The organism is Paenibacillus athensensis, assembly GCF_004514475.2.
Classification (GTDB): Bacteria; Bacillota; Bacilli; order Paenibacillales; family NBRC-103111; genus Paenibacillus_AL; species Paenibacillus_AL athensensis.
In genome coordinates this window covers 792,252-815,016 of record NZ_MYFO02000001.1, presented here as the reverse complement: position 1 = coordinate 815,016, position 22,765 = coordinate 792,252, and the positions used below count along the sequence as shown (strand labels likewise).

The window sequence follows — 22,765 nt, the reverse complement described above, 5'->3', positions numbered from 1 at the left end:
GGAACAGCCACACGGCAGGCCCATCCGGGCCTGCTTATTTTGTTTTGACAAAAACGTCGACAAGCTTTAGGATTTGAATAGAGAGGGGGGCGCATTCGATTTGAACTGGATGGGAAATTTACAGCAGCTCGGACGCTCCTTGATGCTGCCGACCATTGTGCTTCCGGTGGCGGCCGTGCTGCTTCGCTTGGGCGACTTGCCCTGGGAGGCGATGCATGCCCCCAAATTCGGCGAGATGCTGCTGCTTGCCGGACAAACGATCTTTCATTATATTCCGCTTATTTTTGCAGTCGGAGTTGCTTTGGGGCTGACCGAAAGCGCAGGAACAGCAGGACTGTCGGCGCTGCTCGGTTATTTCATGTTTACGCGGCTTGTCGAGCAGGAGCTGGGCATGAATTTTCAGCTTGGCGTTTCCGGCGGCATTCTGATCGGACTGCTGGCAGCGATTATTTATCACCGTTTCAAAAATTTGAAGCTGCCGGAGTACATCCAGTTTTTCGGCGGACCGCGTATTGTGCCGATCTGTATGGGGCTGGCGACGTTTTTGCTTTCCTATGTAATGATTGCCGTCGGCCCGTATTTGGAGACGGGCATGAACAAGCTTTCCAACTGGCTGCTTGGCATGGGCGGCTTTGGCGCGTTTTTGTACGGCATCGTGCACCGGCTGCTCGTTCCGTCGGGGCTGCATCATATTCTGAACAATTTTTTCTGGTTCCAGCTCGGCTCCTATCAAACCGACGCAGGCGATCGGGTATACGGGGATTTGCCCCGCTTTTTTGCCGGCGATCCTTCGGCGGGTATTTATATGGCCGGATTGTACCCGATTATGATGTTTGCGCTTCCGGCGATTGCGTTTGCCATCATCCACGAGGCGCGCGAGGATTTGAAGCCGCATATTAAAGCGACGTTTCTTACTGCAGCGCTTGCGTCCTTTTTGACCGGCGTGACCGAGCCGATTGAATTCGCTTTCCTGTTTGTTGCTCCGTATTTGTTCGTTGTGCATGCGGTTTTGTCCGGCGCAGCGATGTGGATTTCGTATGAGCTGAACATTCATCACGGCTTTTCGTATTCAGCCGGGGCCATCGATTTTGTGATCAATGAGCATCTGGCGCATAACGGCTGGCTGCTGCTGCCGCTTGGCCTTGTCTACGGTTTGCTTTATTATTTTATGTTCCGTTGGGCGATCCGCCGTTTCCGCATCCCGACGCCGGGCCGCGAGGAAGGCTCCTCGCTGGAGGAGTGGGCAGGCGACATTCCGTACCGTTCTCCGCTGATTTTGCAGGCGTTAGGCGGCAAGGACAACATCAAAAAAATCGAAGCGTGCATTACGCGGCTGCGCCTGACGCTCGTCAACGACAAAATGATGGATATTACCGCACTGCGTCACCTCGGAGCGGCGGGGGTGATCCATTTGGGCGGCGGCAACGTTCAAGTGGTATTCGGCACGTTCTCCGAGCTGATCCGCGAAGAAATCGTCAAGCTGCTGCGCAAGGATATTCAGATCGTGTTGTTTCATTCGCCGATGCAAGGCCGGATGGTGCCGATTGAAGAGGTGCCCGATCAGATTTTTGCCTCCAAGCTGGTCGGCAACGGCGTTGCGTTTTATCCGGACAAAGGAGAGCTTGTCTCGCCGGTTGCCGGCAAAATCGTTCATGTGTATCCGTCCATGCACGCGCTGGGCATCGAAACGGAGGAGGGGCTTGAGGTGCTGCTGCACATCGGCATCGATACGGCCAGCCTGCCGGGCAAATGCTTTAACGCGGTCGTCAAGGAAGGAGATTGGGTCGAACCCGGCCAAATGCTCGTCAAGTTCAATTTGCAGAAGGTGAAAAAATTGGCAACGTCTCTGGCGACACCGATGATCATAACCAATCCGGGCGTGATCAAATCATGGAGCTTTGCACCGTTTAAAACAGTCAAAAAAGGCCAGGCTTCCGTGATGTCCGTCGTCTTAAAGTCTGCCACAACAGCGGGAGGGTCGAACGGATGATCAGAGGGATTGGGGCATCGGCGGGAATCGCCATGGGCAAAGCGTATGTCGTTCCGGCCTGGGAATGGGATTTCCCCGAGAAAATGGTCGAGGTTTCGGATCTGGCCTATGAATATGAGCGGCTTTATGACGGCATCCGTTCGTCCAAGGATGAGCTGGAGCTGATCAAGCAGGAGATCAAAGAGGTTGTTGGTCAGGATCAAGCCTACATTTTCGATGCGCATTTGGCGATTCTGGAAGACCCGATTTTCATGAATGAAATTCAGGAGATCATCGAACGGCAATACAAAGCCGCCGAGGTTGCGGTCAAGGAAGTCATCGATAAGTTTGTCGGGATGTTTGACGTCATCGATGACGAATATATGAAGGAGCGGGCGCTTGATATCAAGGATGTCGGCAACCGGCTGCTCAAGCATTTGCTTGGCGACATCGAAGAGACGGCGCCGCCGCCGCAGGATCATCCGTATATTCTGGTTGCCAAGGAGCTGACGCCGTCGCAGCTGGCGCATCTGGATCCGGGCCGATTGCTGGGTCTGGTGACGATGCTTGGCGGTACGCACTCCCACGTGGCGATTATGGCCAGAGCGATGTCGACGCCGTACATCGTCGGGCTGGAAGGTAAGCTGCTGCGTCCGATTCAGAACGGGGATTTCCTGATCATTGACGGTCAGGAAGGCACTTTATACATCAATCCGGACGAAAGCACGATCGAGCGTTATCTGGCGCGCAAGCGCAACTGGCAGGAATTTACCGACAGCTTGCAGGAGATTGCCGATGTGCCTTCAGCAACCGTCGACCGTACAGTTATCAAGCTGCATGCCAACATGAACTCGATCAAGGAATTGGATCAGGTGCTCAAAAGCGGCGCAGTTGGCGTCGGCTTGTTCCGCACCGAATATTTGTACATGGACCGGGATTCGCTGCCCAGCGAGGAGGAGCAATTTGCGGTGTATCAGCACGCCGCGGCGCGTCTTGGCGGCAAGCCGCTGATCATTCGCACGCTGGATATCGGTGGGGACAAGAAGCTCGATTATTTGCCGTTCCCCAAAGAGGACAATCCGTTTCTCGGTTACCGGGCGATCCGTATTTCCTTGGACCGCAAGGACCTGTTCAAGACACAGCTCAAGGCCATTTTGCGGGCTGCCGTGCACGGAAACGTCAAGCTGATGTACCCGATGATTACGACAGTAGGCGAAGTGCGCAGAGCCAATGAGCTGCTGGAAGAGGCCAAGCGCGAGCTGGCGGCTGCCGGATTGCCTTACAAGGCCAATATTGAGGTCGGGATTACCATCGAGGTGCCGGCTGCAGCGGTGATTGCCGATATGCTGGCCAGCGAGGTCGATTTTCTGAGCATCGGCACCAACGATCTGGTGCAATACGTGCTCGCTGTTGACCGGATGAACGAAACGATTGCCCATATGTACGATCCGTTCCATCCGGCCGTCATCCGGCTGCTCAAGACGATTATTGATGCAGCAAGGCGCGTCGGCATTCCGGTCAGCGTCTGCGGCGAGCTGGCCGGCGATATCCGGGCGTTGCCGATCTGGCTGGGCTTGGGTATTGAAGAACTGAGTATTTCGGTTCAGTCGCTGCTTCACGTCAAGCATCGGCTGCTGCGAAGCGATTCCGGTCAGTGCCGCGCGCTGCTGGAACATATTCTGACATGCAAGACTAGCGCGGAAATCAATGCCCTGCTTGATCAAATCGAACAGGCGGAAGCAGTAGCGGGAGGGAATACGAATGGAATTGGCAGGTAAGCAAGTACTCGCGTTCGTCGACGAGGAATTTGAGGATTTGGAGATGTGGTATCCGGTGCTGCGGCTGCGGGAAGCGGGAGCAACCGTACATATCGTCGGCCCGAAAGCAGCGACCGTCTACCACGGTAAATACGGCGTGCCGCTGACAACCGATTATGCGTTTGGCGATGTGCGCTCCGAGGATTACATCGGGCTATACGTGCCGGGCGGCTGGGCGCCCGACAAGCTGCGCCGTTATGCGGACGTGCTGCGGCTGACACAGGAGTTTCACGCTGCGGCAAAGCCGATTGCGCAGATCTGTCATGCAGGCTGGGTGCTGATTTCGGCCAAAATCGTCAGCGGCTACACGATGACGTCGACGCCGGGCATCCGCGATGATTTGGAGAATGCGGGGGCTGTATGGGTGGATCAGGAGGTTGTGGTCGACCGCAACATCATCTCCGGCCGCAGACCGCCGGATTTGCCGGCTTTTTCGAAGGCGTTTGTTGATGCGTTAACCGGATTTATCGGCTAAAAGTGGAAAAAACTACATCCTCCAGATTGGCAGGAGTTCGCGGCGAAAGATCGAATATCTTTAGTCAAGAACCGAAAAGTGCACAGGGTTTCTGCCATGAAGGAGTGTATCGGATGCAAAAGTATTGCAAGTGCGGACGCACGATGAACCTTCGTCTGCGAACCGTGATCTATCAAAATAAAGTCGATATCGAAAATGTGCCTATTTATTCCTGCGAAGGCTGCGGCCGCAGCGAGGTGGTGCCGCATGTCAAGCCGGAGCTGACCGGACTGATTGGCAAGCTCGGCAGCAAACCCGGCAAGCAGCAGCTGTATTTCCACGAGCTGTCGGAAATCGCTTATTTGCTGCTCAAGGTCACCGAGAAAGAGCATATGAACGATTCGATGGAACAGATTGTTCAGGAGCGGATCAACGAGCTGCTCGACATCCTGCTGCTGGCCCAATCGCTGGGCGATGCGGCATGGATGGAAGACACGCGCAAAAGGCTTTCGCAAATCACGCAAAATACGATCACGACATAAGCAAGACGCAAACAGCCAACCTCCTCAGAGATTGGCTGTTTGCGCGAAAAGATGTCGTATTGAAAACGATTAGCAAGGTAGGGTACAATAGCATGTAGAGAGGGAATGCGATTGCAAGATGGAACATTTTGTCGTATCATAACGTTAATATGATAGGATCGTAGAATACTTTTAAAGATGGAGAGAGCAGCCGTGACCGTAACCATTTATGATGTAGCCCGAGAAGCAGGCGTATCGATGGCGACCGTTTCCAGGGTCGTTAACAACAATCCGAACGTGAAGCCGCAAACCCGCAAGAAGGTGTTTGAAGCCATCGAACGGCTAGGCTACCGTCCCAATGCGGTGGCCAGAGGTCTCGCGAGCAAGAAAACCACGACGGTCGGCGTTGTTATTCCCGATATTTCCAACTCGATTTTTGCGGAAGTCGCTCGCGGTATCGAAGATATTGCCAACATGTATCACTACAACATCATCTTATGTAATGCCGACAAGAAGAAAGAGAAGGAAATCCGCGTCATCAATACGCTGCTGGAGAAGCAGGTAGACGGGCTTTTGTTCATGGGCGGCGTTGTGACCGAAGACCACATTCAGGCGTTCCGCACGTCGTCGGTTCCGGTTGTGCTGTGCGGCACGAAGGACGAGCATCAAGCCATGCCTTCGGTCGATATCGATCATGAGAAAGCGGCGTTTGATGCGGTGAATGTGCTGATTGCCGGCGGGCATCGTCACATCGCGATGATTTCGGGCACGCTGCAGGATCCGGCTAACGGCTTTGCCCGCTATCAGGGTTATCGCAAGGCGTTGGAAGCGGCAGGCATCCCTGTGCGCGACGAATATGTGCGTATCGGGAATTACCGTTATGAGTCCGGCATTGAATCGACGAAATATTTTCTGGAGCTTGACCCACGGCCGACGGCTATTTTTTCGGCGAATGACGAAATGGCGATTGGCGCGATTCACACGATCCAGGATTCCGGCTTCAAGGTGCCGGAGGATGTCGCTGTGATCAGTGTAGATAACATTCGCATGGCTTCGATGGTTCGTCCGACGCTGACGACGGTTGCGCAGCCGATGTACGATATCGGTGCGGTTTCGATGCGTCTCTTGACCAAACTGATGAATAAGGAAGCGATGGATTACACGCAGGTGACACTGCCGCATGAAATTATTTATCGCCATTCGGTGGCTCAATCCTGAGCCATCTTTCTATTTGAAGCGAAAGAAAGAGGATAGCTGATGACAACGTATTCGACGATTGCGCTGATTGGCGCAATGAATGAAGAGATTGAACTGCTGCTGGCCCATATGGAGCAGGTCGAGGAGACGGTAAAAGCGGGCATTACGTTCCGTACGGGGATGTTTTACGGACAGCGCGTCGTGGTCTGCAAATCCGGCGTCGGCAAAGTGAACGCAGCAGTAACGACGCAGCTGCTGATTGACCGCTTTGCCGCGGAAGCGATTATTTTCACCGGGGTAGCGGGCGCGCTGGACCCGGAGCTGAATATCGGCGACCTGGTCGTCTCGGCCGAATGTATGCAGCACGATATGGACGTGACGGCGCTGGGCTTCCCGCGCGGTGTCATTCCGTTTGCGGAGCTGTCGGTGTTTGCTGCTGACGAGCGCTTGCGCGAGTTGGCCGCCGCTTCGGGCGAAAAGCTGTTCCCTGGCAAGGTCAAGGTTGGCCGCGTATTGTCCGGCGACCAGTTCGTAGCCAGCCGCGAGCTCGTCCGCCAGCTTCACGAGGAGCTGGGGGGCACGTGTACGGAAATGGAAGGCGCGGCTGTCGCACAGGTATGCGCGATGAACGGCGTGCCTTACGTGGTCATTCGTTCGATGTCCGATAAGGCCGATGGCTCAGCGCATGTGAATTTTGCCGAGTTTACGGTGCAGGCCTCGACGCATTCGTACCGGATCGTCGAAGATATGATCCGGCATTTGTAAGTATAAAAGCCCAAGGCGCCAATGCCTTCCGCTTGCGAGCGGAGGAGCGGCGCGCTTGGGCTTTATTGTTGGGGGCGGGCGCTACCGCAGGTAGAGGAGCGCCAGCTCCTTCGATTGCCGATTTTTCTCGGCAATCGCTTGTCGCCGCGGCATCGGTGCCCAGCCGCGCACATCGTCGAGCCACGTCCGCGGCAGCGGGACGGGGCTCGACCCTTGCCAGGCGTCGAGCCACGCCTGGGGCAGCTCCAGCTGGGGCTCTGCGCCCAGCTGCAGGGCGGGAGCCTGCTGGCTCATCACGAGCCAGAGCAGGCTCCAAGCGCGCGGTACGACTCGCCAGATGTCGTACCCGCCGCCGCCGAGCGCGATCCAGCGTCCGCCGCACCATTGGTGCGCCAGCTGATGGATCAGCTCCGGCATAGCCTGATACACGCGCATCGAGCAATGCACGTGGGCGAGCGGATCGTAAGCATGGGCGTCGCAGCCATGCTGGGAGACGATGACGTCCGGCTGGAAGCGGGCGATGGCGGCGCTTAGTACCTCGCCAAAGCATTCCAGCCACGATTCGTCTTCGGTGTACGGCTCAACAGGCACGTTCAGCGACGTGCCGAACGCTTCCCCGTCGCCGCGCTCATGGACGCCGCCCGTACCGGGGAATAAATATTTACCCGTCTCGTGAATCGACAGCGTACAGACGCGCGGGTCGCTGTAAAAGCTCCATTGCACGCCGTCGCCGTGATGCACGTCTGTATCGACGTACAGCACCTTGGCGCCGTATGCGGCCTGAATATGAGCGATGGCAGCCGACGCGTCGTTATAAACGCAAAAGCCGGCGCCCTTGCCAGGCATGGCGTGATGCAGCCCGCCGCCCAGATGCAGCGCGTGCGGCGCGACGCCCGACATGACCAGCTCGGCCGCTTCAATCGAGCCGCCGACTACCGTCGCCGTGATGTCGTGCATCCCGGGGAAAAACGGCGTATCGTCCGTATCCAGCCCAAAGCGTCCGGCCGTCCGTACCGACTCGGGGTCCGGCGCGGAAGCGCTTAGCGTCTTCACGGCCTCGACATACGCCGGCGTATGCACGCGCAGCAGCTCCGCGTCAGTAGCCGGCCGCGGCGCCCGGAGCGCGGCTGGCGGCAGCGCGCCAGCCTTGCGCAGCAAGTCGACGGTCAGCGCCAGCCGCTGCTGATTAAACGGGTGCGTATCATTAAATTTGTAAGCGATTTCCCGCTCGTCGTAAATAAAAGCGGGCATACGGACGTCGTGCGTCATAAGGGGACGTTCCTTTCTTTCGAAACTTGCTTGGGCCGCAGCAAGCAGCAAAGCTCGAGCGCTTCGCCCTTTTCCACGGTCCGCGTAATGATTCACCCGTGCGAGGCGATCTGCAAGAGCGCCGGTCCGCGGTCGGTCGCTGCACCGGCTTGTCACCCTCGCAAGGGATGCCACGCACTACGCGCCACGCGCAGCAACCACGCACGAAAGCAGCGGCAACCGAAGCCGCCGGCGCGAACCACGCCGCGTATCGGAGTGGCATCCGGCCTCAGTACATAAACCGCTGCCGGAACCGCACGCGGTCAAATTGCTCGACCGAGGATAGCGGTACATCCTTGCCGATACGGACCATCAGACAGTTGGCCGGATGGGAGCAAATTTCCGGATCGTCGGTAGCAAACCAGATCATGTCGACGCTTTTCATCAGCTTCTCCATCATTTGCCGGTATTCCCAGACGTTCAATCCGCTTTTTTCCAAATCCCAGTGCCAATAATATTCCGTTGTAAAGCAAATGACGTTCTCCAGCTGTCCGTCGGCAAAAGCCAATTGCACAAGCCGTTTGGCCACTCCGAGCCCGCGGTAATCGTCGGCGACTTCAATCGCCCCCAGCTCGATCAAGTCGGGCATGTGGCCCTCGGACCAGCGCTCGATGTCGTCCGGGTAGTGGAAGGTCACGTAGCCGACGATCACATCGCCTTCGCGTGCGAGCACGATGCGGCCCTCCGGCAGTCCGGCGATTTCCACCAAAGCTTCGTGTTGCTCCGCGGGGCGGCGGAAGGCGTCGAGCTGCGAGTGCAAGCGCAGGTCGCGCAGCTGTGCGGGCTCTACAGGACCTTCCACGACAAGCTCGGGATGTTCTGCAGACGGGTGCAGGCAAAGCTTTTGATAGCGTTTGATATGCTGCATGGGCGCCAGCTCTCCTTTTCTTCCTACTTCACTTATAGCAAATTTGATGCATAAAGAAAAGACCTGTCGGGCATAGGCGAAATTTGGTCATTGTGCTATAATAATCACGTTGTTTGGAAGCGTTTTTAATTGTGAGGAGGGCTTTACGTAATGGATCACACGAATGAAGAACTGATCGAACCGGTATCTCCGAATCCGAATATGACCAGCTACGAAGCAACCCGCGCCGGATTTGACTGGACCGAGGTGGAGCAAAGCTTTTCATGGCACACAACCGGAAAAGTAAACATGGCTTATGAAGCAATTGACCGGCATGCCGAATCCTCCAGAAAAGACAAAATTGCTTTATATTACAGCGACGCTTCGCGTGATGAAGCGATCAGCTTTCAGAAAATGAAGGAGCGCTCGAACCGCTTCGGCAACGTGCTGCGCAAGCTGGGCATCGGCAAAGGCGAGCGGGTGTTCATTTTCATGCCGCGCACGCCGGAGCTGTATTATGCGCTGCTTGGCATCATCAAGGTCGGCGGGGTTGTCGGGCCGCTGTTTGAGGCGTTTATGGAAACCGCTGTCCGCGACCGTCTGTCTGATAGCGAAGCGGTAGCGATTGTAACGACGCCTGCGCTGCTGCCGCGCGTCCCCGTTGGCGATTTGCCGCATCTGAAGCACGTGATTCTCGTCGGTGAAGACATTACGCTTGCCGAGGGCCAGGTTGATTTTTATAAAGAAATGGAAACGGCGTCCGAGGACCTTGAGCTGGAGTGGGTCGATCGCGAGGACGGCTTGATCATTCACTATACGTCGGGCTCGACGGGCAAGCCTAAAGGTGTATTCCATGTGCATAATGCGATGCTCCAGCATGCCTATACCGGCCGCATTGTGCTTGATTTGCAGGAAAACGATGTCTACTGGTGTACGGCCGATCCCGGCTGGGTAACGGGTACGTCTTATGGCATTTTTGCTCCTTGGCTGAACGGCGCTACCAACGTCATTCGCGGAGGACGCTTCAGTCCGCAGGACTGGTATCAAACGATCGCCAAATACAAAGTGACCGTGTGGTACAGCGCGCCAACGGCATTCCGCATGCTAATGGGAGCAGGCGACGATACGGTGAAGCAGTTCGATCTCAGCTCGCTGCGTCATGTGCTGAGCGTTGGTGAGCCGTTGAACCCTGAAGTAGTCCGCTGGGGGATGAAGGTGTACGGCCAGCGTATTCACGATACGTGGTGGATGACGGAAACAGGCGGGCACCTGATCTGTAACTATCCGGCGATGACGATCAAGCCCGGTTCGATGGGCCGGCCGATTCCCGGCGTAGAAGCGGCCATTCTCGACGATGCCGGCAACGAGCTGCCGCCGCTGCGCATGGGCAATCTGGCGATCAAAACGCCTTGGCCGTCCATGATGCGCAAAATCTGGAACAATCCGGCCAAATTCGAGGAATATTTCCGCATTCCTGGCTGGTACATTTCGGGCGACTCCGCGTATCGCGATGAAGACGGCTATTTCTGGTTCCAAGGCCGCGTCGACGACGTGATCAACACAGCGGGCGAGCGGGTAGGACCGTTCGAGGTCGAAAGCAAGCTGGTCGAGCACCCGGCTGTTGCCGAAGCGGGCGTTATTGGCAAGCCTGATCCGATGCGCGGGGAAATCATCAAAGCGTTCATCTCGCTGCGCGAAGGCTTCGCTCCTTCCGACGAGCTGAAGGCCGATATCGCCAAGTTCGTCAAAGAAGGCTTGTCGGCGCACGCTTCGCCTCGTGAAATCGAATTCAAGGATAAGCTGCCAAAAACACGCAGCGGCAAAATTATGCGTCGCGTGCTCAAGGCCTGGGAGCTGAACCTCCCGACCGGCGATTTGTCGACGATTGAGGATTAGTCGAAAATGACATAAAGCGCTGTTCCAAAAAAGCCCGGCAGGTAAGCGGCGAAACAAGCTGCGCCAGTCGGGCTTTGCTGCGTGCGCGCCCAGGGTGCGCCTTATACCTGCGGATCGCTTGCAGCCGCGTCTCTCAGGCCCGCCCCAGCGTTGCCGACCCACAGACGATAGCAGCGTAGCTTGCACGTATGACAGCGTCGTGCGGACAGAACACGCATCCAAGCGTTGCTGCCCGTCACCGGCCCGCAGCCGCAGCGTTGCTTGCGCAACGCCGTAGCGTCCCGCTCCAGCAACGTGCCCCTAAGCGAGCGCCTTCCCGGCAGCGGCGGCAGTCTAACCGCAAGCCGTTTCATCGCGCGAAGAAGCAATCAAAAAGCTCGCTTCCGGCATAGTTGCCGAAAAAGCGAGCTTTTTGTTTTTACTTATAAATCAGCGTAGGCGAAGGCTTCGATTCACCGATATCGTTCATGGCTGTAACCCGGTAATAGCCGGTGTAAGCAGCGGCGTAGTAATGGAATTCTGCTGCGCCTTGAACGGTAGCGAGCTTGTGGAACGGTCCTTTTTCCTTGTCGCTGTAGTAGACCTGATAGCCGGTCACCTTGTCCTTGGCCGGATTGGCGCTCCAGCTCAGCACCAGACTGGCGCCGTCTGCTTTTGCTTTCAGACCGGAAGGAGCGGAGGGAGGCTGCTTGGAGACCGGCTCGTCACCCGGCGTTGCGCTGCTGCCGCCATTGCCTCCGTTTCCTCCAGGCTCGGGAGTCAGGCCGCCGGCATTCGGTCCGCCCGGCACCTGACTGCCGTCGGAAGGCGGTACGAACAACGTGTCCAGGGAGCTGCCGTCTGTATAGGAGCCGCGGCTTGGCGGCGATTCCTTGCCGGCGACGTCAACGGCCGTAATGTAGTAGCCTTCCAGGCTCGAAGCAGGCACCTGATCGGTGAATTTCGTTTCCGCTCCCGCCAGCACGACCCGTCCGCCGAGCAGTTGGAACGGTCCGTGGTTCTCCGAGCGGTATATCCGGTAACCGACAATGTCCGGATTCGGACTTGCCTGAAACGTGATGACGGCGGTGTCGCCCGATTTCGTAGCCACAACCGTGGTTGGCGCTGCTGGTGCCAGACCGTCGTCGGTCCGCGGGTCCGTCTCGGAAGGAGCGTCGTTGGCGAAATCGAGCGGCTTGTAGCTGTCCAACGGCTTGCGATTCGCGGCCGGCAGCTTGCTGAGCGCGTCCTCCAGCTCTTTCATCAGTGTGTTCAGCGATTTCTCGCGCTTGATGACCGTTTTCTCCTCGACAAAATCGGCCGGCGTCGCGTCCTGCGCGATGTAGTTCAAGCCGTTGTACGATACGATCTTCATGTTTACCATGACGTCGTCTTCTTGTGTCGGCACATATTTTCTGTTGAAGATGTCGGTTACCGAGTGGCCGGAAGCGCTCGTCAGCTCATTGGGCAGCTTGCCCGACAAGTTGGAAACGGTGGCGGAGACGATGCCGTCCGGCTTGGCGAATTTCTTGTTCGGGAACAGCTCCGGCTTGCTTTCAATCGTGCTGTTCATGATCAGCGCCCAAATGTCCTTGGCATGATTGGTTTGTCCGGTTTTGGACGTCAGCTTGTTGACCGGCTGGTCATAGCCGATCCAGACCCCAACCGTAATGTCCGGGGTGAAGCCCATGAACCAGGCGTCGGCATCGTCTTGCGTCGAACCCGTTTTGCCGGAAATTTCGATTTTGCCGTAGCTTTTGTATTTCTTCATCAAATCGGTCGCCGTACCTTGGCTGATAACGGTTTTCATCATATCAGTAATGAGATACGAGGTTTGCTCCGAAAAGACTGCCTTGGGCTGTTGTTCATGCTCGTATACGATCTTGCCGTTTGCATCCGTGATCTTGCGGATCATAAACGATTCGTTGAAAACGCCCTTGTTCGGGATCGAAGCGTAAGCGGCAGTCAGCTCCTTGACGGAGACGCCCTTGCTCAAGCCGCCGATGACGCCGGTCTGGGCATAATTGTCTTCCTTCTGCAACGAGGTGATGCCGAGCTCGCGGGCAAAATTCCACGCTTCCTCAATGCCGACCTTATCGAGAAACAGCTTGATGGCCGGAATGTTGTACGACAGGTTCAGCGCCGTTCGCGCCGTGATCAGGCCGTGGAACTTGTGGTCCCAGTTCTCGGGAATATGGAAGCCTTTGACGCCGTCCTTCAAAATAATCGGCACGTCGTCAATCACGCTGGCCGGCTGAATCGCGCCTTTCTCCAGCGCCGGAATGTAAGCGGCAATCGGCTTCATCGTCGAGCCCGGCTGGCGGTACGCCTGCGTAGCGTGATTCAGCTGCTCCTTGAAAAAGTCGCGGCCTTCGATCATGCCGAGGATCGCTCCGGTGCTGTCGATCATGATGGCGCCGACCTGCTCGGTGCCTTTTTTGGGATCGTCGGGAAGGAAATTTTTGGCATTAGTTGCAATTCCCTGCATCGAGCCGTAGATCGATTTGTCAATGGTCGTGTAGACCTGGTAACCGCCGCGCAGCAGTTGGGCTTGCGCGTTTTTGAGCGCTTCGTTGTAAGCCGCTGCGTTGGTTTTGGGATCGATGTCGGGATTTTGCTGCTTGAGCAAAATTTCCGCAGCCTGCTTCTCCGCTTCGATCATCAAGTACGGATACGTCGTATACGCCTTCTGCGATGGTGCCGGCATCGATGCCCGGATATCGAAATTGAGCGCGTCGGCGTATTGCTGCTGCGTGATTTTGTCCTCCTCCAGCATGCGCTTGAGCACCAGCTGCTGGCGCGTAATCGCCCGCTTGAAGTTGTCCTCGTCGAATTCCGGCTTGCTGGTGAACGCCGAATATTGCGAAGGCAGCTGCGGCAGGCCGGCCAGATAGGCTGCTTGCGCGATGTTCAGCTCCTTCAAATCGTTAATGTTGAACAGCCCCTTGGCAGCTGCCTTGATCCCGTACAAATTATAGCCGGTATAGCCGTTGCCGTAAGGAATTTTATTCAGATAAGCGAGTAAAATTTCATCCTTGGACATCAGCCGCTCCATGCGCAGCGCAAGCAGGATTTCTCTTGCCTTGCGGCCGTCGTCGCGATCCAGCGTCAGGAATACCCGGCGCGCCAGCTGCTGCGTAATCGTGCTGCCTCCGGTTTGTACGTCTTCATTTAAAAGCTTCTGCGTGACGGCCCGGTATAAGCCGCGCACATCCACGCCGCGATGGTTGTAGAAATCCTTGTCCTCAATCGACAGCACGGCGTCCAGCACGACCTGCGGAATGTCGGCGAGAGCGACAAGCCTGCGGTCCTCTTCGGTTCGCAGCTGGCCGATCACGGAATCGTCGTTGAAATAGGCGAAGCCGGTCACTGCATTTTGCTGAATTTGCTCGCGAATCTGGGCTTCGCTGCGGACCGGATCGTTTTTGACCAGCGCGCTGACGTAGCCGAAAGCGGCCGAGCCGCCGAGAAGTCCGGCCAGAAATATGGAAATGACCGTCCATTTGAGCGTGAACCAGCTGATCTTCAGCGTGGTGCGCACCCAGGGCTTGTTCCATTTGGCAAAAAATTTGCGCATAAGTTCGATTAGCCTCCTTACATGAACCCTTGTATTATACCATAATTAGACTGCATCCGGTAATCTGTCGACACCAACCGACGGGAAAGGTTTGACAAGCCGCAGACGGTATGATATAAAAGGAACAATAAACGCTTTGAAGGATCAGCAGTAGCTTGCTTGCAGACGCTCACAGAGAGCCGGTGGAGGGTGCGAACCGGTACGTGCATTCAGGTGAATTACGTTCCGGAGCCGTGCAGGGGAACATGCAGCCAGTCTGCCAGTAGCCTGCGCCGGGGAGTCCGCCGTTATCGGAAATGAAGTGAAAGCGGCGTCTGCGTGTTTCGGATGCGGCCGTTTTAATGAGGGTGGTACCGCGAGCCAAGTCTTCTCGTCCCTTTGTGGAAGAGAAGGCTTTTTTTTATTTTCAGAAAGGACGTGTTGGCATGAACATTTTGGAGGATTTGGAATTTCGTGGTTTGCTTCATCAAATTACAGACAGGGAAGGGCTGGAGAAAAAGCTGGCTTCCGAGCGCGTCGTGCTGTACTGCGGCTTTGACCCTACAGCGGACAGCCTGCATATCGGCAGCCTGCTGCCGATTCTGACGCTGCGCCGGTTCCAGCAGGCCGGACACCTTCCGCTGGCGCTGGTTGGCGGCGGTACGGGTCTGATTGGCGATCCGAGCGGCAAAGCATCCGAGCGCACGCTCAATTCGGCCGACGTCGTCGATACATGGTCGCAAAGCATTAAGTCGCAACTTTCGCGCTTCCTTGATTTTAGCGAAATTGTGGAGAATCCGGCGGAGCTGGTCAACAACTACGATTGGCTCGGACCGCTGAACGTGATCGAGTTTTTGCGCGATATCGGTAAAAATTTCACGGTGAACTACATGCTGGCCAAGGATTCGGTCGATTCGCGCATTTCGAAGGGCATCTCGTTCACCGAGTTCAGCTACATGATTTTGCAATCGTATGATTTCCTCAAGCTGAATCAGACGAAAAACTGCTCGCTGCAAATCGGCGGGAGCGACCAGTGGGGCAACATTACGGCCGGGCTGGAGCTGATCGGCAAAACGACAGACAACCGCGCTTACGGCATGACGCTGCCGCTCGTTACCAAAAGCGACGGCCAGAAGTTCGGCAAAACCGAAGGCGGGGCGATCTGGCTCGACGCAGCCAAAACCTCGCCGTACCAATTCTACCAGTTCTGGGTCAACACCGACGACAATGACGTCATCCGCTTCCTGAAATACTTCACCTTCGTCAGCCGCGAGGAAATCGAACGTCTGGAGCTGGAAGTGAAGGAGCAGCCGGAAAAACGCGAGGCGCAAAAGCTGCTGGCCCGCGAGGTTACGCGACTGGTGCACGGCGAAGCTGCGCTGCAGAGCGCGCTCAACATTACGCAGGCGCTGTTTAGCGGCAACATTGCCGAGCTGACGCAGCAGGAAATCGAAGAAGCGTTCAAGGATGCGCCGTCGACGGTGCTGGAGCAAGCCGATCTGCCGCTGATCGATCTGCTGGTGGCGGTCAAGGCCGCGCCTTCCAAGCGCCAGGCGAGAACCGACATTGAAAGCGGCGCGGTTTCCGTCAACGGCGTCCGCACGACCCAGCTCGAAGCGAAAGCCAATGAGCTCGGCACGCTTGGCGGCTCGTACCTGATCATTCGCCGCGGTAAAAAAAATTACTACCTCGTCCGCTTCGCGTAGTCGGTCAAATATGTTAATGAAAAAAGGCGCAGTTTCTCTCAGGCGGAGAGGCTGCGCTTTTTGCATGCGGCCAGCTTTTTGCGAAAGGGGCACGGGCATGAAAAAAAGCCGCTCCCGCCCAATAGCGGAAGCAGCTTTGATCGCTGCAAAAATCGATTAACGGCTGTAAAACTCGACGATTTGTTTTTCGTCGATTTCTTGAGCCAGCTCGCCGCGCTCTGGCAGACGAACATATTTACCTTCCATAGCTTGCTCGCTGAATTCGAGGTAAGCAGGCAGGTAGTTGCGGTTAGCCAGTGCTTCTTTTACCGCGGACAGGTTGCGGCTTCTTTCGCGAAGACCAAGAACGTCGCCTGTCGATACAAGGTAGGAAGGAATGTCCACTTTTTTGCCGTTAACAGTTACGTGACCGTGAGCGACGAGTTGACGCGCGCCTGCACGGGAGTTGGACAGACCCAGACGGTAGATCAGGTTGTCCAGACGGCTTTCCAGCAGGAACATGAAGTTCTCGCCGGCAATACCTTGCTGTTTGGACGCTTTGTCAAACAGATTGCGGAATTGCTTTTCGTTCAAGCCGTACATGTGACGCAGCTTTTGTTTTTCTTGAAGCTGTACGCCGTAGCCGCTCAGCTTTTTGCGTTGGTTCGGGCCGTGCTGGCCTGGAGGGAAAGGACGTTTCAATTCTTTGCCGCTGCCGCTCAGGGAAATGCCCAGACGACGGCTCAATTTAAATTTAGGACCTGTATAGCGTGCCATGTTAGGAAAAACTCCTTCTTTTTCACATATAGTAGTTAGTGGAGCTCTAGGATGCGGGGTGAAGTTATGTGCCCGATTTTGCTTGCGAATCATCAACGGATTCCCTGGCGAGAAAAGTTCAGCCGCAGTCCTGCCAGCAGCAAAATCAGTGAGGGTGATCACAAAGGACATTCACCGAATCATGGTAGTACTCGACTATTAATTTTATTAAAAAGATTTCCTTCTGTCAAGCGACGTTGTTTCGTTTTCCTGTGAAAAACTAGTGCAATACTCACAGAAAAATAGTATGATAAACAGTGTATATGTTGTAGGTAACGGGAATTTAGTCTGTCGTTAAAGGAGAAGCCCCATGAGCGATCATCTTCGAGGTTCCGATCTTCAGGATAGCAAGGCGCAGGGCAAGCATTTCGAAGCTTATCTTCGACAAGGTCTTGTTGTGCCGGCCGAGGTTGTTCTGCATGATTCGAATAGATGGATGTTGCCTGAAGCTTTTGCGCTCTGGACGAAGCAATTCGGCGCTGCGATGCTTCCGCCCAAGACAGCTTTTGTGCTGACGGACCGGGAAGGGAAGGTCTTGGGAGCCTGCGCGGACGACGAGGCTGCCGCCAAGCTGAAGGCGCTGCTGGCGCCGTCTGCGTCATGGAGCGCCGCTTCCGCAGGGGCCAATCCGCTGGAGCGCTGTCTCGCCGCGGGGACGCTTGCGCAGGCGTCCGGCGAGCCGGCTTTGGCCGGGGCAGGCGCTTCTTCCGTGGCCGTTCCGGTGAAGAACGCTCAGGGCGACGTTGTCGGCGCGCTCGGTCTTGTTTGCTGTGCGCCAGCCGCTTTTGATTCGCTTACGCAAGCGCTTTACACAGCGGCTTTGCTCTGGCAAAGCTGCTTGCCGCTTGTCGCGGAGCGCCGGCGTGCCGAGCAGCTGACGCTGCAAAACCAGCTGCATGAGCGGGAAGCGCTCAAGCGCGACGTGCTGTTCGAGGCGTCGAAGAAGCTGCATGCCAAGATCGACGTTGATGCGGTGCTGACCGAGGTGCTGGACAACTTGCACAACGTCTACCCGGCCATCCAGGTCGATCTGCTGCTCTCGCAGGACAGTCACAGCACGAGCCTGCCGGTGAAGCCGCTGAACTTTTTGGCGCTGGAGGACGATATTTGCACGCGGGCTTTCATGGAAGGTCAGCTCGTGTTCGAGTCCACGTCGGACGGAGACGGCACGAGCACGGGCAATATTGCGGTGCCGCTGTCGGGCAAGCAGGGCGTATACGGCGTGCTTCATCTGCACGCGGAGCAGACGCCGATGTCCTCTTCCGACCTGCAGTTCATTTCGGTGCTGGCGGATACGGCCGGTTCGGCCTTTGAGAATGCAAAGCTGTATGAGCAGTCCAATTTCCTGATCAACGAGCTGCGCTTGATCAATGAAATTACGAAACGTCTGAATCAAAGCTTGCGGCTGAACGAAATTTTTGAGTTTGCGTCGAGCGAGCTGCTGAATATTTTTGGAGCGGACTTCAGTTGTATTTTGCAAACCGACAAGCAGCGGGAAAAGCTGATCGTGCAGGCGAGCAATTTGCCGAGCATGTTTCAGGAGAATTTTACGCTGGATGAAGGATTTTCCGGTGTTGTATACGCCACCAAGGAACCGGTCATTATTTCCGATTATTCGATGAATACGAAGATCAAATCGAAGCTGATGGAGGTTACGCAGTCGCGTTCCCTGATCGGCTCCCCGATTCTCGTCAACGGCGAGGTGGAAGGCGTCATTCTCGTCGTGCACAGCAAGCCGAACTTTTTCTCCTACGAGAACTACAAGCTGCTGCAGGTGTTGTCCGGCCATATCGGGCTGGCGATGACGAACGCTTCGCTGCATGCGGAGGTTCGGCGGATGGTCATTACCGATAACCTGACCGGGCTTTATGTGCGCCATTATCTCGACGAGCAGGCGAATCTGATGCAAAAGAAAGACTTCTGCGGCTCGCTGATCGTGGTCGATATCGACTATTTCAAGCGCGTCAACGATACGTACGGCCATCAGGTCGGCGACAAAATTTTGATTCAGGTCAGCGGCATCATCAAGTCGAGCATTCGCGATACCGATATTGCGGCGCGCTGGGGCGGCGAGGAGCTGGCCGTGTATTTGCCGCAGGTGGCCAAGGAGCAAACGGTGCGGATCGCCGAGCGTATCCGGCTGCGGGTGATGCAGGAGACGAACCCGCAGGTAACCGTGTCCTGCGGCGTGTCGGACTGGAACTGGGAAGAGGATAAAATCAGCGTCGAATCGCTGTTTTACAAAGCGGATATGGCGCTTTACGAAGCCAAAAATAGCGGACGCAACCAGATCAAGGTCGGGTAGTCCGAGCGAGAACGCTTGCCTGTGGGCAGGCGTTTTTGCTATGCGCTGACGACGGCAATGCTGTGCGGCAAGTGCAAGTCGGCTTCTGGCGGCGCGGCCGTACATATTTGCCGGAGCGGGGGGACACACTGGGAGCAAGACCGAAGCTGGAGAAGGGCGGGGATGACACTGAACCGACGATCGAAATGGACGCTGGCCGCGCTGTGCGCGCTGGCGGCAATAGGCCCGGCCGGCTGCGCAGGCGTTGGCCGGGAGCAGGAGACGCTGCAAGCAGCGCTGACGGCTTTGGCTCAGGAGCCAAGCCTCGCGTTCCAGGGCAGCGTCGAAGTGCAGGCGGACGGCGGCCTGTCGCTGCCGCCGTTCGCCTTTGCCGGCGCCGCGCGCGCAGGCGCGGCGGTGACGCTCCGGCCGTCGTCGCAAGCGACGGCCGCAAGCAGCGGCCGCGTCGGCGTTGCCGCGGCCGTGGACCCCTCCGCCGCCCGTGCGGAAACGGGCGGCGCGGGGGCGGCTTCCGGCGGCGTCGGGGACGCGTCGCCGCCGCCGCCGGAAGCCGCTGCGCTGGCGCTGCGCGATCCGCTGCGCCAGCTGGAGGCGCTGACGGCGCAGCCGCCCGCCGCCGTGCGCTGGAGCCCCGAGCTCGCGAAGGGCGGGCAGCGCGTGCTGGAGGCGGAGGCGGCTCCGGAGGAGCTACGCCGCCGGCTGGCGCTGCAATACCGCGAGCAGGGGCAGGCGCTGGCCGCCGCGCTTGGCCGCCGTCAAGCCGCGGCCGGCCCGGCGGAAGCGGTCGCGCTGGCGGCTCTGGCCCAGCGCTCGGCCGCGCAGCTCGAGGAGATGCTCGCTGCGCTCGACGCCAAGGCGACCTATCGCTTGTGGATTAGTCCCGGCGGCGGCTTGCCCGGCCGGCTGGAGGTCACAACGGCGATCAGCTATCGGCTGAGCGGTGCCGAGCATCGGGAGACGAGCGTGGCGGCCTATCAGTTCCGGCGAGCGGACAACGCAGCGGACACAGCCGCAACAGGCAGCACTTCCTGAATAGACCAACCCGTGATACAATAGGGACAACAGGAAGGATGGTCCGATTTTGCCCTTGTTTAAAAGAAAACATATCATCAAGCTGCTGCTGCCGCTCGTGCTCTTGGGGGCGCTGGCCTACTTGTTGTTTCATACGAAAACCGGAGTGAAACTGACACATAGCCACATGTATCAGCTTAGCGCACATTTGAAGGCGATGGGAATTTACGGCAAGCTGATGGGCATGGCGCTCGTCTTTTTGCAAACCGTATTTCCCTTTATTCCGTTTGTCGTTGTTGCCAGCGCGAATGTCGCCATTTTTGGCATCAAAACGGGATTTGTCGTTAATTACACGATGTCTTGTCTTGGAGCGGTCGCTTGCTTTTTGATCTCCCGCTATTTTGCCCACGATTGGGTGGCGAAGCGGCTGCACCGCTTTGCGGCGATTCAGCAGTTCAGCGAGCGAATGGAGCGTCAGGGATTTTTTTATGTATTCATTGGCAGGCTCATTCCGATTTTTCCTTCGTCCGTCATCAATTTGGGAGCGGGGCTGACGCGAATTTCAACCGGCACATTTATTGCGGCGACGCTGCTCGGCAAGTTGCCGATGATTTTTCTCGAATCGGTGATCGCTCACGATTTGCTGCATATTCGCCATTACAAGAATCGCCTGCTGCTCTTGCTGCTGGTGTTTGTCGGGCTGATCATGCTGGGGAGCTGGATGAAGACGAAGCTGTCGAGCAAAGCGTAAAAAACGGCTTGTACCCGGGCCTAGGGCGTTATGCCCGTTTTCCGCGCGACTTGGAAAAAGTTGTTGCGTTCGCAGCGCTTTACACGTTATCATAGAGAAAGTCAAATGAGAAATTGGAGGAATGCCCTATGTCGAATAATGCAGCCATCGTTGAGATCTCGCAAACCGCTAACAAATTCCGCTCTTCCATCGTACTGCAGTATGATAATAAGTATATCGATGTCAAAAGCATTCTCGGTCTGTTCACGACATTGCTGAACAACGGCCAATACGCCCTGCACGTTCACGGCCCCGATGAAGACGAAGCCAAGGCGGCTATGAAGGAAGTATTCGAGAAACACGGTCTTTCGATCACGGAAGCGTAGTTCACCAATGAGAAGGTATTTCGGCCGTTGAGCCGGGATACCTTCTCTTGTATATTGGCTCGATTTCGCTTAATATAGATCATATAAGGACGGATGACTAGCCGTACAGGGAGGAAGCCATAATGTCTTCATCTGATCTATTGTTGAACTTGAATCATAAAGCGCTCACCCTTCTGCAAGAAGATGCCAATAAAATCGAAAAGCTGATCGAGGTTCAGATGGAGAACCTGACGACCCGTCAATGTCCGCTCTATGAAGAAGTGCTGGACACGCAAATGTACGGACTTTCCAGAGAAATCGATTTTGCGATTCGCGCCGGCTTGATTACGGAAACGGCCGGAAAGCAAATTTTAAGCAAGCTGGAGCGGAATTTGGCTCAGCTTTATGAAGCGCTCAACAGCAAAAAGTGACCCTCAGTCGGGTCACTTTTTTTGTGGTTATATAGCGGCAGAGCGAACCTTAGACGAGAAAGAAAACAACGCCAAGAATACCGTATACAGCAAGCAGCAGCACGCCTTCGTACCAGTTGGTCGAGCCGTCCTGGGAGATCGATTTGGTGATGAGGACGGCGACGGCAATAGCGGCCAGCTCATAGGTCGTGAACACAATGTTCATTGTGTTGCCCATCAGGAAGCTGATCACAATCAGAACCGGAGCAACGAACAAGGCAATTTGCAGCGAGCTGCCGACTGCGATTTCTACAGCAGCGCCCATTTTGTTTTTGAGCGCCATCATTACGGCTGCGCTGTGCTCGGCAGCGTTGCCGATGATCGCAACCAGAAACGCACCGACGAACAGGTCGGACAATCCGAATTTATGCGATACTTCTTCCAGTGTGCCGACAAGCCATTCGCTGGTGAAGGCAACCATGACGGTGGCGATGACGAGGTACAGAATCGATTTGCCTTTTGACCAGGTCGCTTCGCCGTGCTCAATCGATTCTTCGGACAGTTCGTTTTTATGCGTCACCATTGAGAATACGAGCCACAGTGCGTAAGCGACAATCAGTACGCCCGCCACGACAAGACTCATGCCTGTTGTCTCGTGCTTGGTCAGGCTGCCGGCGAAGACGGCCGGAATGAACAGCGCAATGACGCCAAGCAGCATGAGCGAGGCATTGTGCGAAGCCAGCTTGATGTTGAATTTCTGCTCCTTGAATTTCAAGCCGCCTGCCAGAACGCTCAAGCCGAGCACGAGCAGCAGATTGCCGATAATCGAGCCGGTCAGACTTGCCTTGACCACTTCAAACAAGCCGTCTTTGACGAGGAAGATCGCGATGATCAGCTCGGCGGCGTTGCCGAATGTCGCATTCAGGAAGCCGCCCATCCGTTCGCCCGCGTAGTGGGCGACGCTTTCTGTCGCTTTGCCTAGAAAGCCGGCGACAAAAATGATGGTGATTGCAGAAATCACAAATTGCAGCGTCGAATCCATGTGCAGATAATGTGCGGCCGCGCTCAGTACAAACGTACCAATCAATCCAATGTTAAACAATTTCCCTTTCAACGCGTAACCCTCCGAGTCCC

At 56.2% G+C, this 22,765-nt stretch carries 18 protein-coding genes and 1 other annotated feature; of the genes, 13 read left to right on the top strand and 5 right to left on the bottom strand.

Going from position 1 to position 22,765, the window contains the following annotated elements:
* The first annotated feature begins 100 nt into the window (after positions 1–100).
* The 6 genes from B5M42_RS03715 (at position 101) to B5M42_RS03690 (ending at position 6,723) form a co-directional block, all read left to right on the top strand.
* The gene (locus B5M42_RS03715; protein WP_134756308.1) at positions 101–1,990 is read left to right on the top strand and encodes a glucose PTS transporter subunit IIA; all 1,890 of its coding nucleotides are present in this window, start codon (positions 101–103) and stop codon (positions 1,988–1,990) included.
* Positions 1,987–3,747, top strand: coding sequence for a phosphoenolpyruvate--protein phosphotransferase (gene ptsP, locus B5M42_RS03710; protein ID WP_134756307.1), 1,761 nt, complete (start codon positions 1,987–1,989; stop codon positions 3,745–3,747). The genes B5M42_RS03715 and ptsP overlap by 4 nt, the downstream gene beginning before the upstream one ends.
* On the top strand, positions 3,731–4,261 hold the full coding sequence (locus B5M42_RS03705; protein ID WP_134756306.1) for a type 1 glutamine amidotransferase domain-containing protein: 531 nt from the start codon (positions 3,731–3,733) through the stop codon (positions 4,259–4,261). The genes ptsP and B5M42_RS03705 overlap by 17 nt, the downstream gene beginning before the upstream one ends.
* Before the next feature lie 113 nt (positions 4,262–4,374).
* Positions 4,375–4,782, top strand: a complete 408-nt coding sequence (locus B5M42_RS03700; protein WP_134756305.1) for a hypothetical protein — start codon at positions 4,375–4,377, stop codon at positions 4,780–4,782.
* A 192-nt stretch (positions 4,783–4,974) separates the two neighbouring features.
* Entirely contained in the window at positions 4,975–5,979 is a 1,005-nt protein-coding gene (gene ccpA / locus B5M42_RS03695) for a catabolite control protein A (RefSeq protein ID WP_230632608.1), read from the top strand.
* 39 nt (positions 5,980–6,018) lie between these two features.
* Complete coding sequence (locus tag B5M42_RS03690; protein ID WP_134756303.1) at positions 6,019–6,723, top strand: 5'-methylthioadenosine/adenosylhomocysteine nucleosidase; 705 nt, start codon at positions 6,019–6,021, stop codon at positions 6,721–6,723.
* Positions 6,724–6,804: 81 nt separating this feature from the next.
* Here B5M42_RS03690 and B5M42_RS03685 read toward each other — a convergent pair whose 3' ends face one another.
* Both B5M42_RS03685 and B5M42_RS03680 read right to left on the bottom strand, forming a co-directional pair.
* The gene (locus B5M42_RS03685) at positions 6,805–7,992 is read right to left on the bottom strand and encodes an acetoin utilization protein AcuC (protein WP_230632606.1); all 1,188 of its coding nucleotides are present in this window, start codon (positions 7,990–7,992) and stop codon (positions 6,805–6,807) included.
* Positions 7,993–8,260: 268 nt separating this feature from the next.
* Entirely contained in the window at positions 8,261–8,899 is a 639-nt protein-coding gene (locus B5M42_RS03680) for a GNAT family N-acetyltransferase (protein WP_134756302.1), read from the bottom strand.
* A 150-nt stretch (positions 8,900–9,049) separates the two neighbouring features.
* Here B5M42_RS03680 and acsA point away from each other — a divergent pair, with 150 nt between their 5' ends.
* Positions 9,050–10,774 carry an acetate--CoA ligase gene (gene acsA / locus B5M42_RS03675; RefSeq protein ID WP_134756301.1) on the top strand — a complete coding sequence of 575 codons (1,725 nt, stop codon included), beginning with the start codon at positions 9,050–9,052 and terminating at the stop codon, positions 10,772–10,774.
* Between the two features lie 418 nt (positions 10,775–11,192).
* Here the strand turns inward: acsA and B5M42_RS03670 are convergent, their stop codons facing one another.
* A complete protein-coding gene (locus B5M42_RS03670) occupies positions 11,193–14,330 on the bottom strand; it encodes a transglycosylase domain-containing protein (RefSeq protein WP_134756300.1) in 3,138 nt (1,045 codons plus the stop codon).
* A 127-nt stretch (positions 14,331–14,457) separates the two neighbouring features.
* Positions 14,458–14,711, top strand: a binding site (T-box leader).
* 44 nt (positions 14,712–14,755) lie between these two features.
* Between B5M42_RS03670 and tyrS the strand changes: the two genes are divergently transcribed.
* Positions 14,756–16,015 carry a tyrosine--tRNA ligase gene (gene tyrS, locus B5M42_RS03665; protein WP_134756299.1) on the top strand — a complete coding sequence of 420 codons (1,260 nt, stop codon included), beginning with the start codon at positions 14,756–14,758 and terminating at the stop codon, positions 16,013–16,015.
* Positions 16,016–16,171: 156 nt separating this feature from the next.
* Here the strand turns inward: tyrS and rpsD are convergent, their stop codons facing one another.
* On the bottom strand, positions 16,172–16,771 hold the full coding sequence (rpsD, locus tag B5M42_RS03660; protein WP_134756319.1) for a 30S ribosomal protein S4: 600 nt from the start codon (positions 16,769–16,771) through the stop codon (positions 16,172–16,174).
* A gap of 349 nt (positions 16,772–17,120) precedes the next feature.
* Between rpsD and B5M42_RS03655 the strand changes: the two genes are divergently transcribed.
* From B5M42_RS03655 to B5M42_RS03635, 5 genes are all read left to right on the top strand, one after another.
* Entirely contained in the window at positions 17,121–19,115 is a 1,995-nt protein-coding gene (locus B5M42_RS03655; RefSeq protein WP_134756297.1) for a sensor domain-containing diguanylate cyclase, read from the top strand.
* Between the two features lie 162 nt (positions 19,116–19,277).
* Positions 19,278–20,147, top strand: coding sequence for a hypothetical protein (locus B5M42_RS03650; protein WP_134756295.1), 870 nt, complete (start codon positions 19,278–19,280; stop codon positions 20,145–20,147).
* A 55-nt stretch (positions 20,148–20,202) separates the two neighbouring features.
* Entirely contained in the window at positions 20,203–20,877 is a 675-nt protein-coding gene (locus B5M42_RS03645) for a TVP38/TMEM64 family protein (RefSeq protein WP_230632604.1), read from the top strand.
* A 128-nt stretch (positions 20,878–21,005) separates the two neighbouring features.
* Positions 21,006–21,242 carry an HPr family phosphocarrier protein gene (locus B5M42_RS03640; protein WP_134756293.1) on the top strand — a complete coding sequence of 79 codons (237 nt, stop codon included), beginning with the start codon at positions 21,006–21,008 and terminating at the stop codon, positions 21,240–21,242.
* Between the two features lie 122 nt (positions 21,243–21,364).
* A complete protein-coding gene (locus B5M42_RS03635; protein WP_134756291.1) occupies positions 21,365–21,652 on the top strand; it encodes a YlaN family protein in 288 nt (95 codons plus the stop codon).
* Between the two features lie 49 nt (positions 21,653–21,701).
* Here the strand turns inward: B5M42_RS03635 and cax are convergent, their stop codons facing one another.
* A complete protein-coding gene (gene cax, locus B5M42_RS03630; protein ID WP_134756289.1) occupies positions 21,702–22,745 on the bottom strand; it encodes a calcium/proton exchanger in 1,044 nt (347 codons plus the stop codon).
* Positions 22,746–22,765 lie beyond the last annotated feature (20 nt).

Bases quoted from the DNA above. Each gene is read 5' to 3' on its own strand.
- ptsP (WP_134756307.1), top strand. From the start codon at position 1,987: ATGATCAGAGGGATTGGGGCATCGGCGGGAATCGCCATGGGCAAAGCG.
- B5M42_RS03705 (WP_134756306.1), top strand. From the start codon at position 3,731: ATGGAATTGGCAGGTAAGCAAGTACTCGCGTTCGTCGACGAGGAATTT.
- B5M42_RS03700 (WP_134756305.1), top strand. From the start codon at position 4,375: ATGCAAAAGTATTGCAAGTGCGGACGCACGATGAACCTTCGTCTGCGA.
- B5M42_RS03690 (WP_134756303.1), top strand. From the start codon at position 6,019: ATGACAACGTATTCGACGATTGCGCTGATTGGCGCAATGAATGAAGAG.
- B5M42_RS03685 (WP_230632606.1), bottom strand. From the start codon at position 7,992: ATGACGCACGACGTCCGTATGCCCGCTTTTATTTACGACGAGCGGGAA.
- B5M42_RS03680 (WP_134756302.1), bottom strand. From the start codon at position 8,899: ATGCAGCATATCAAACGCTATCAAAAGCTTTGCCTGCACCCGTCTGCA.
- acsA (WP_134756301.1), top strand. From the start codon at position 9,050: ATGGATCACACGAATGAAGAACTGATCGAACCGGTATCTCCGAATCCG.
- B5M42_RS03670 (WP_134756300.1), bottom strand. From the start codon at position 14,330: ATGCGCAAATTTTTTGCCAAATGGAACAAGCCCTGGGTGCGCACCACG.
- tyrS (WP_134756299.1), top strand. From the start codon at position 14,756: ATGAACATTTTGGAGGATTTGGAATTTCGTGGTTTGCTTCATCAAATT.
- rpsD (WP_134756319.1), bottom strand. From the start codon at position 16,771: ATGGCACGCTATACAGGTCCTAAATTTAAATTGAGCCGTCGTCTGGGC.
- B5M42_RS03655 (WP_134756297.1), top strand. From the start codon at position 17,121: ATGAGCGATCATCTTCGAGGTTCCGATCTTCAGGATAGCAAGGCGCAG.
- B5M42_RS03650 (WP_134756295.1), top strand. From the start codon at position 19,278: ATGACACTGAACCGACGATCGAAATGGACGCTGGCCGCGCTGTGCGCG.
- B5M42_RS03640 (WP_134756293.1), top strand. From the start codon at position 21,006: ATGTCGAATAATGCAGCCATCGTTGAGATCTCGCAAACCGCTAACAAA.
- B5M42_RS03635 (WP_134756291.1), top strand. From the start codon at position 21,365: ATGTCTTCATCTGATCTATTGTTGAACTTGAATCATAAAGCGCTCACC.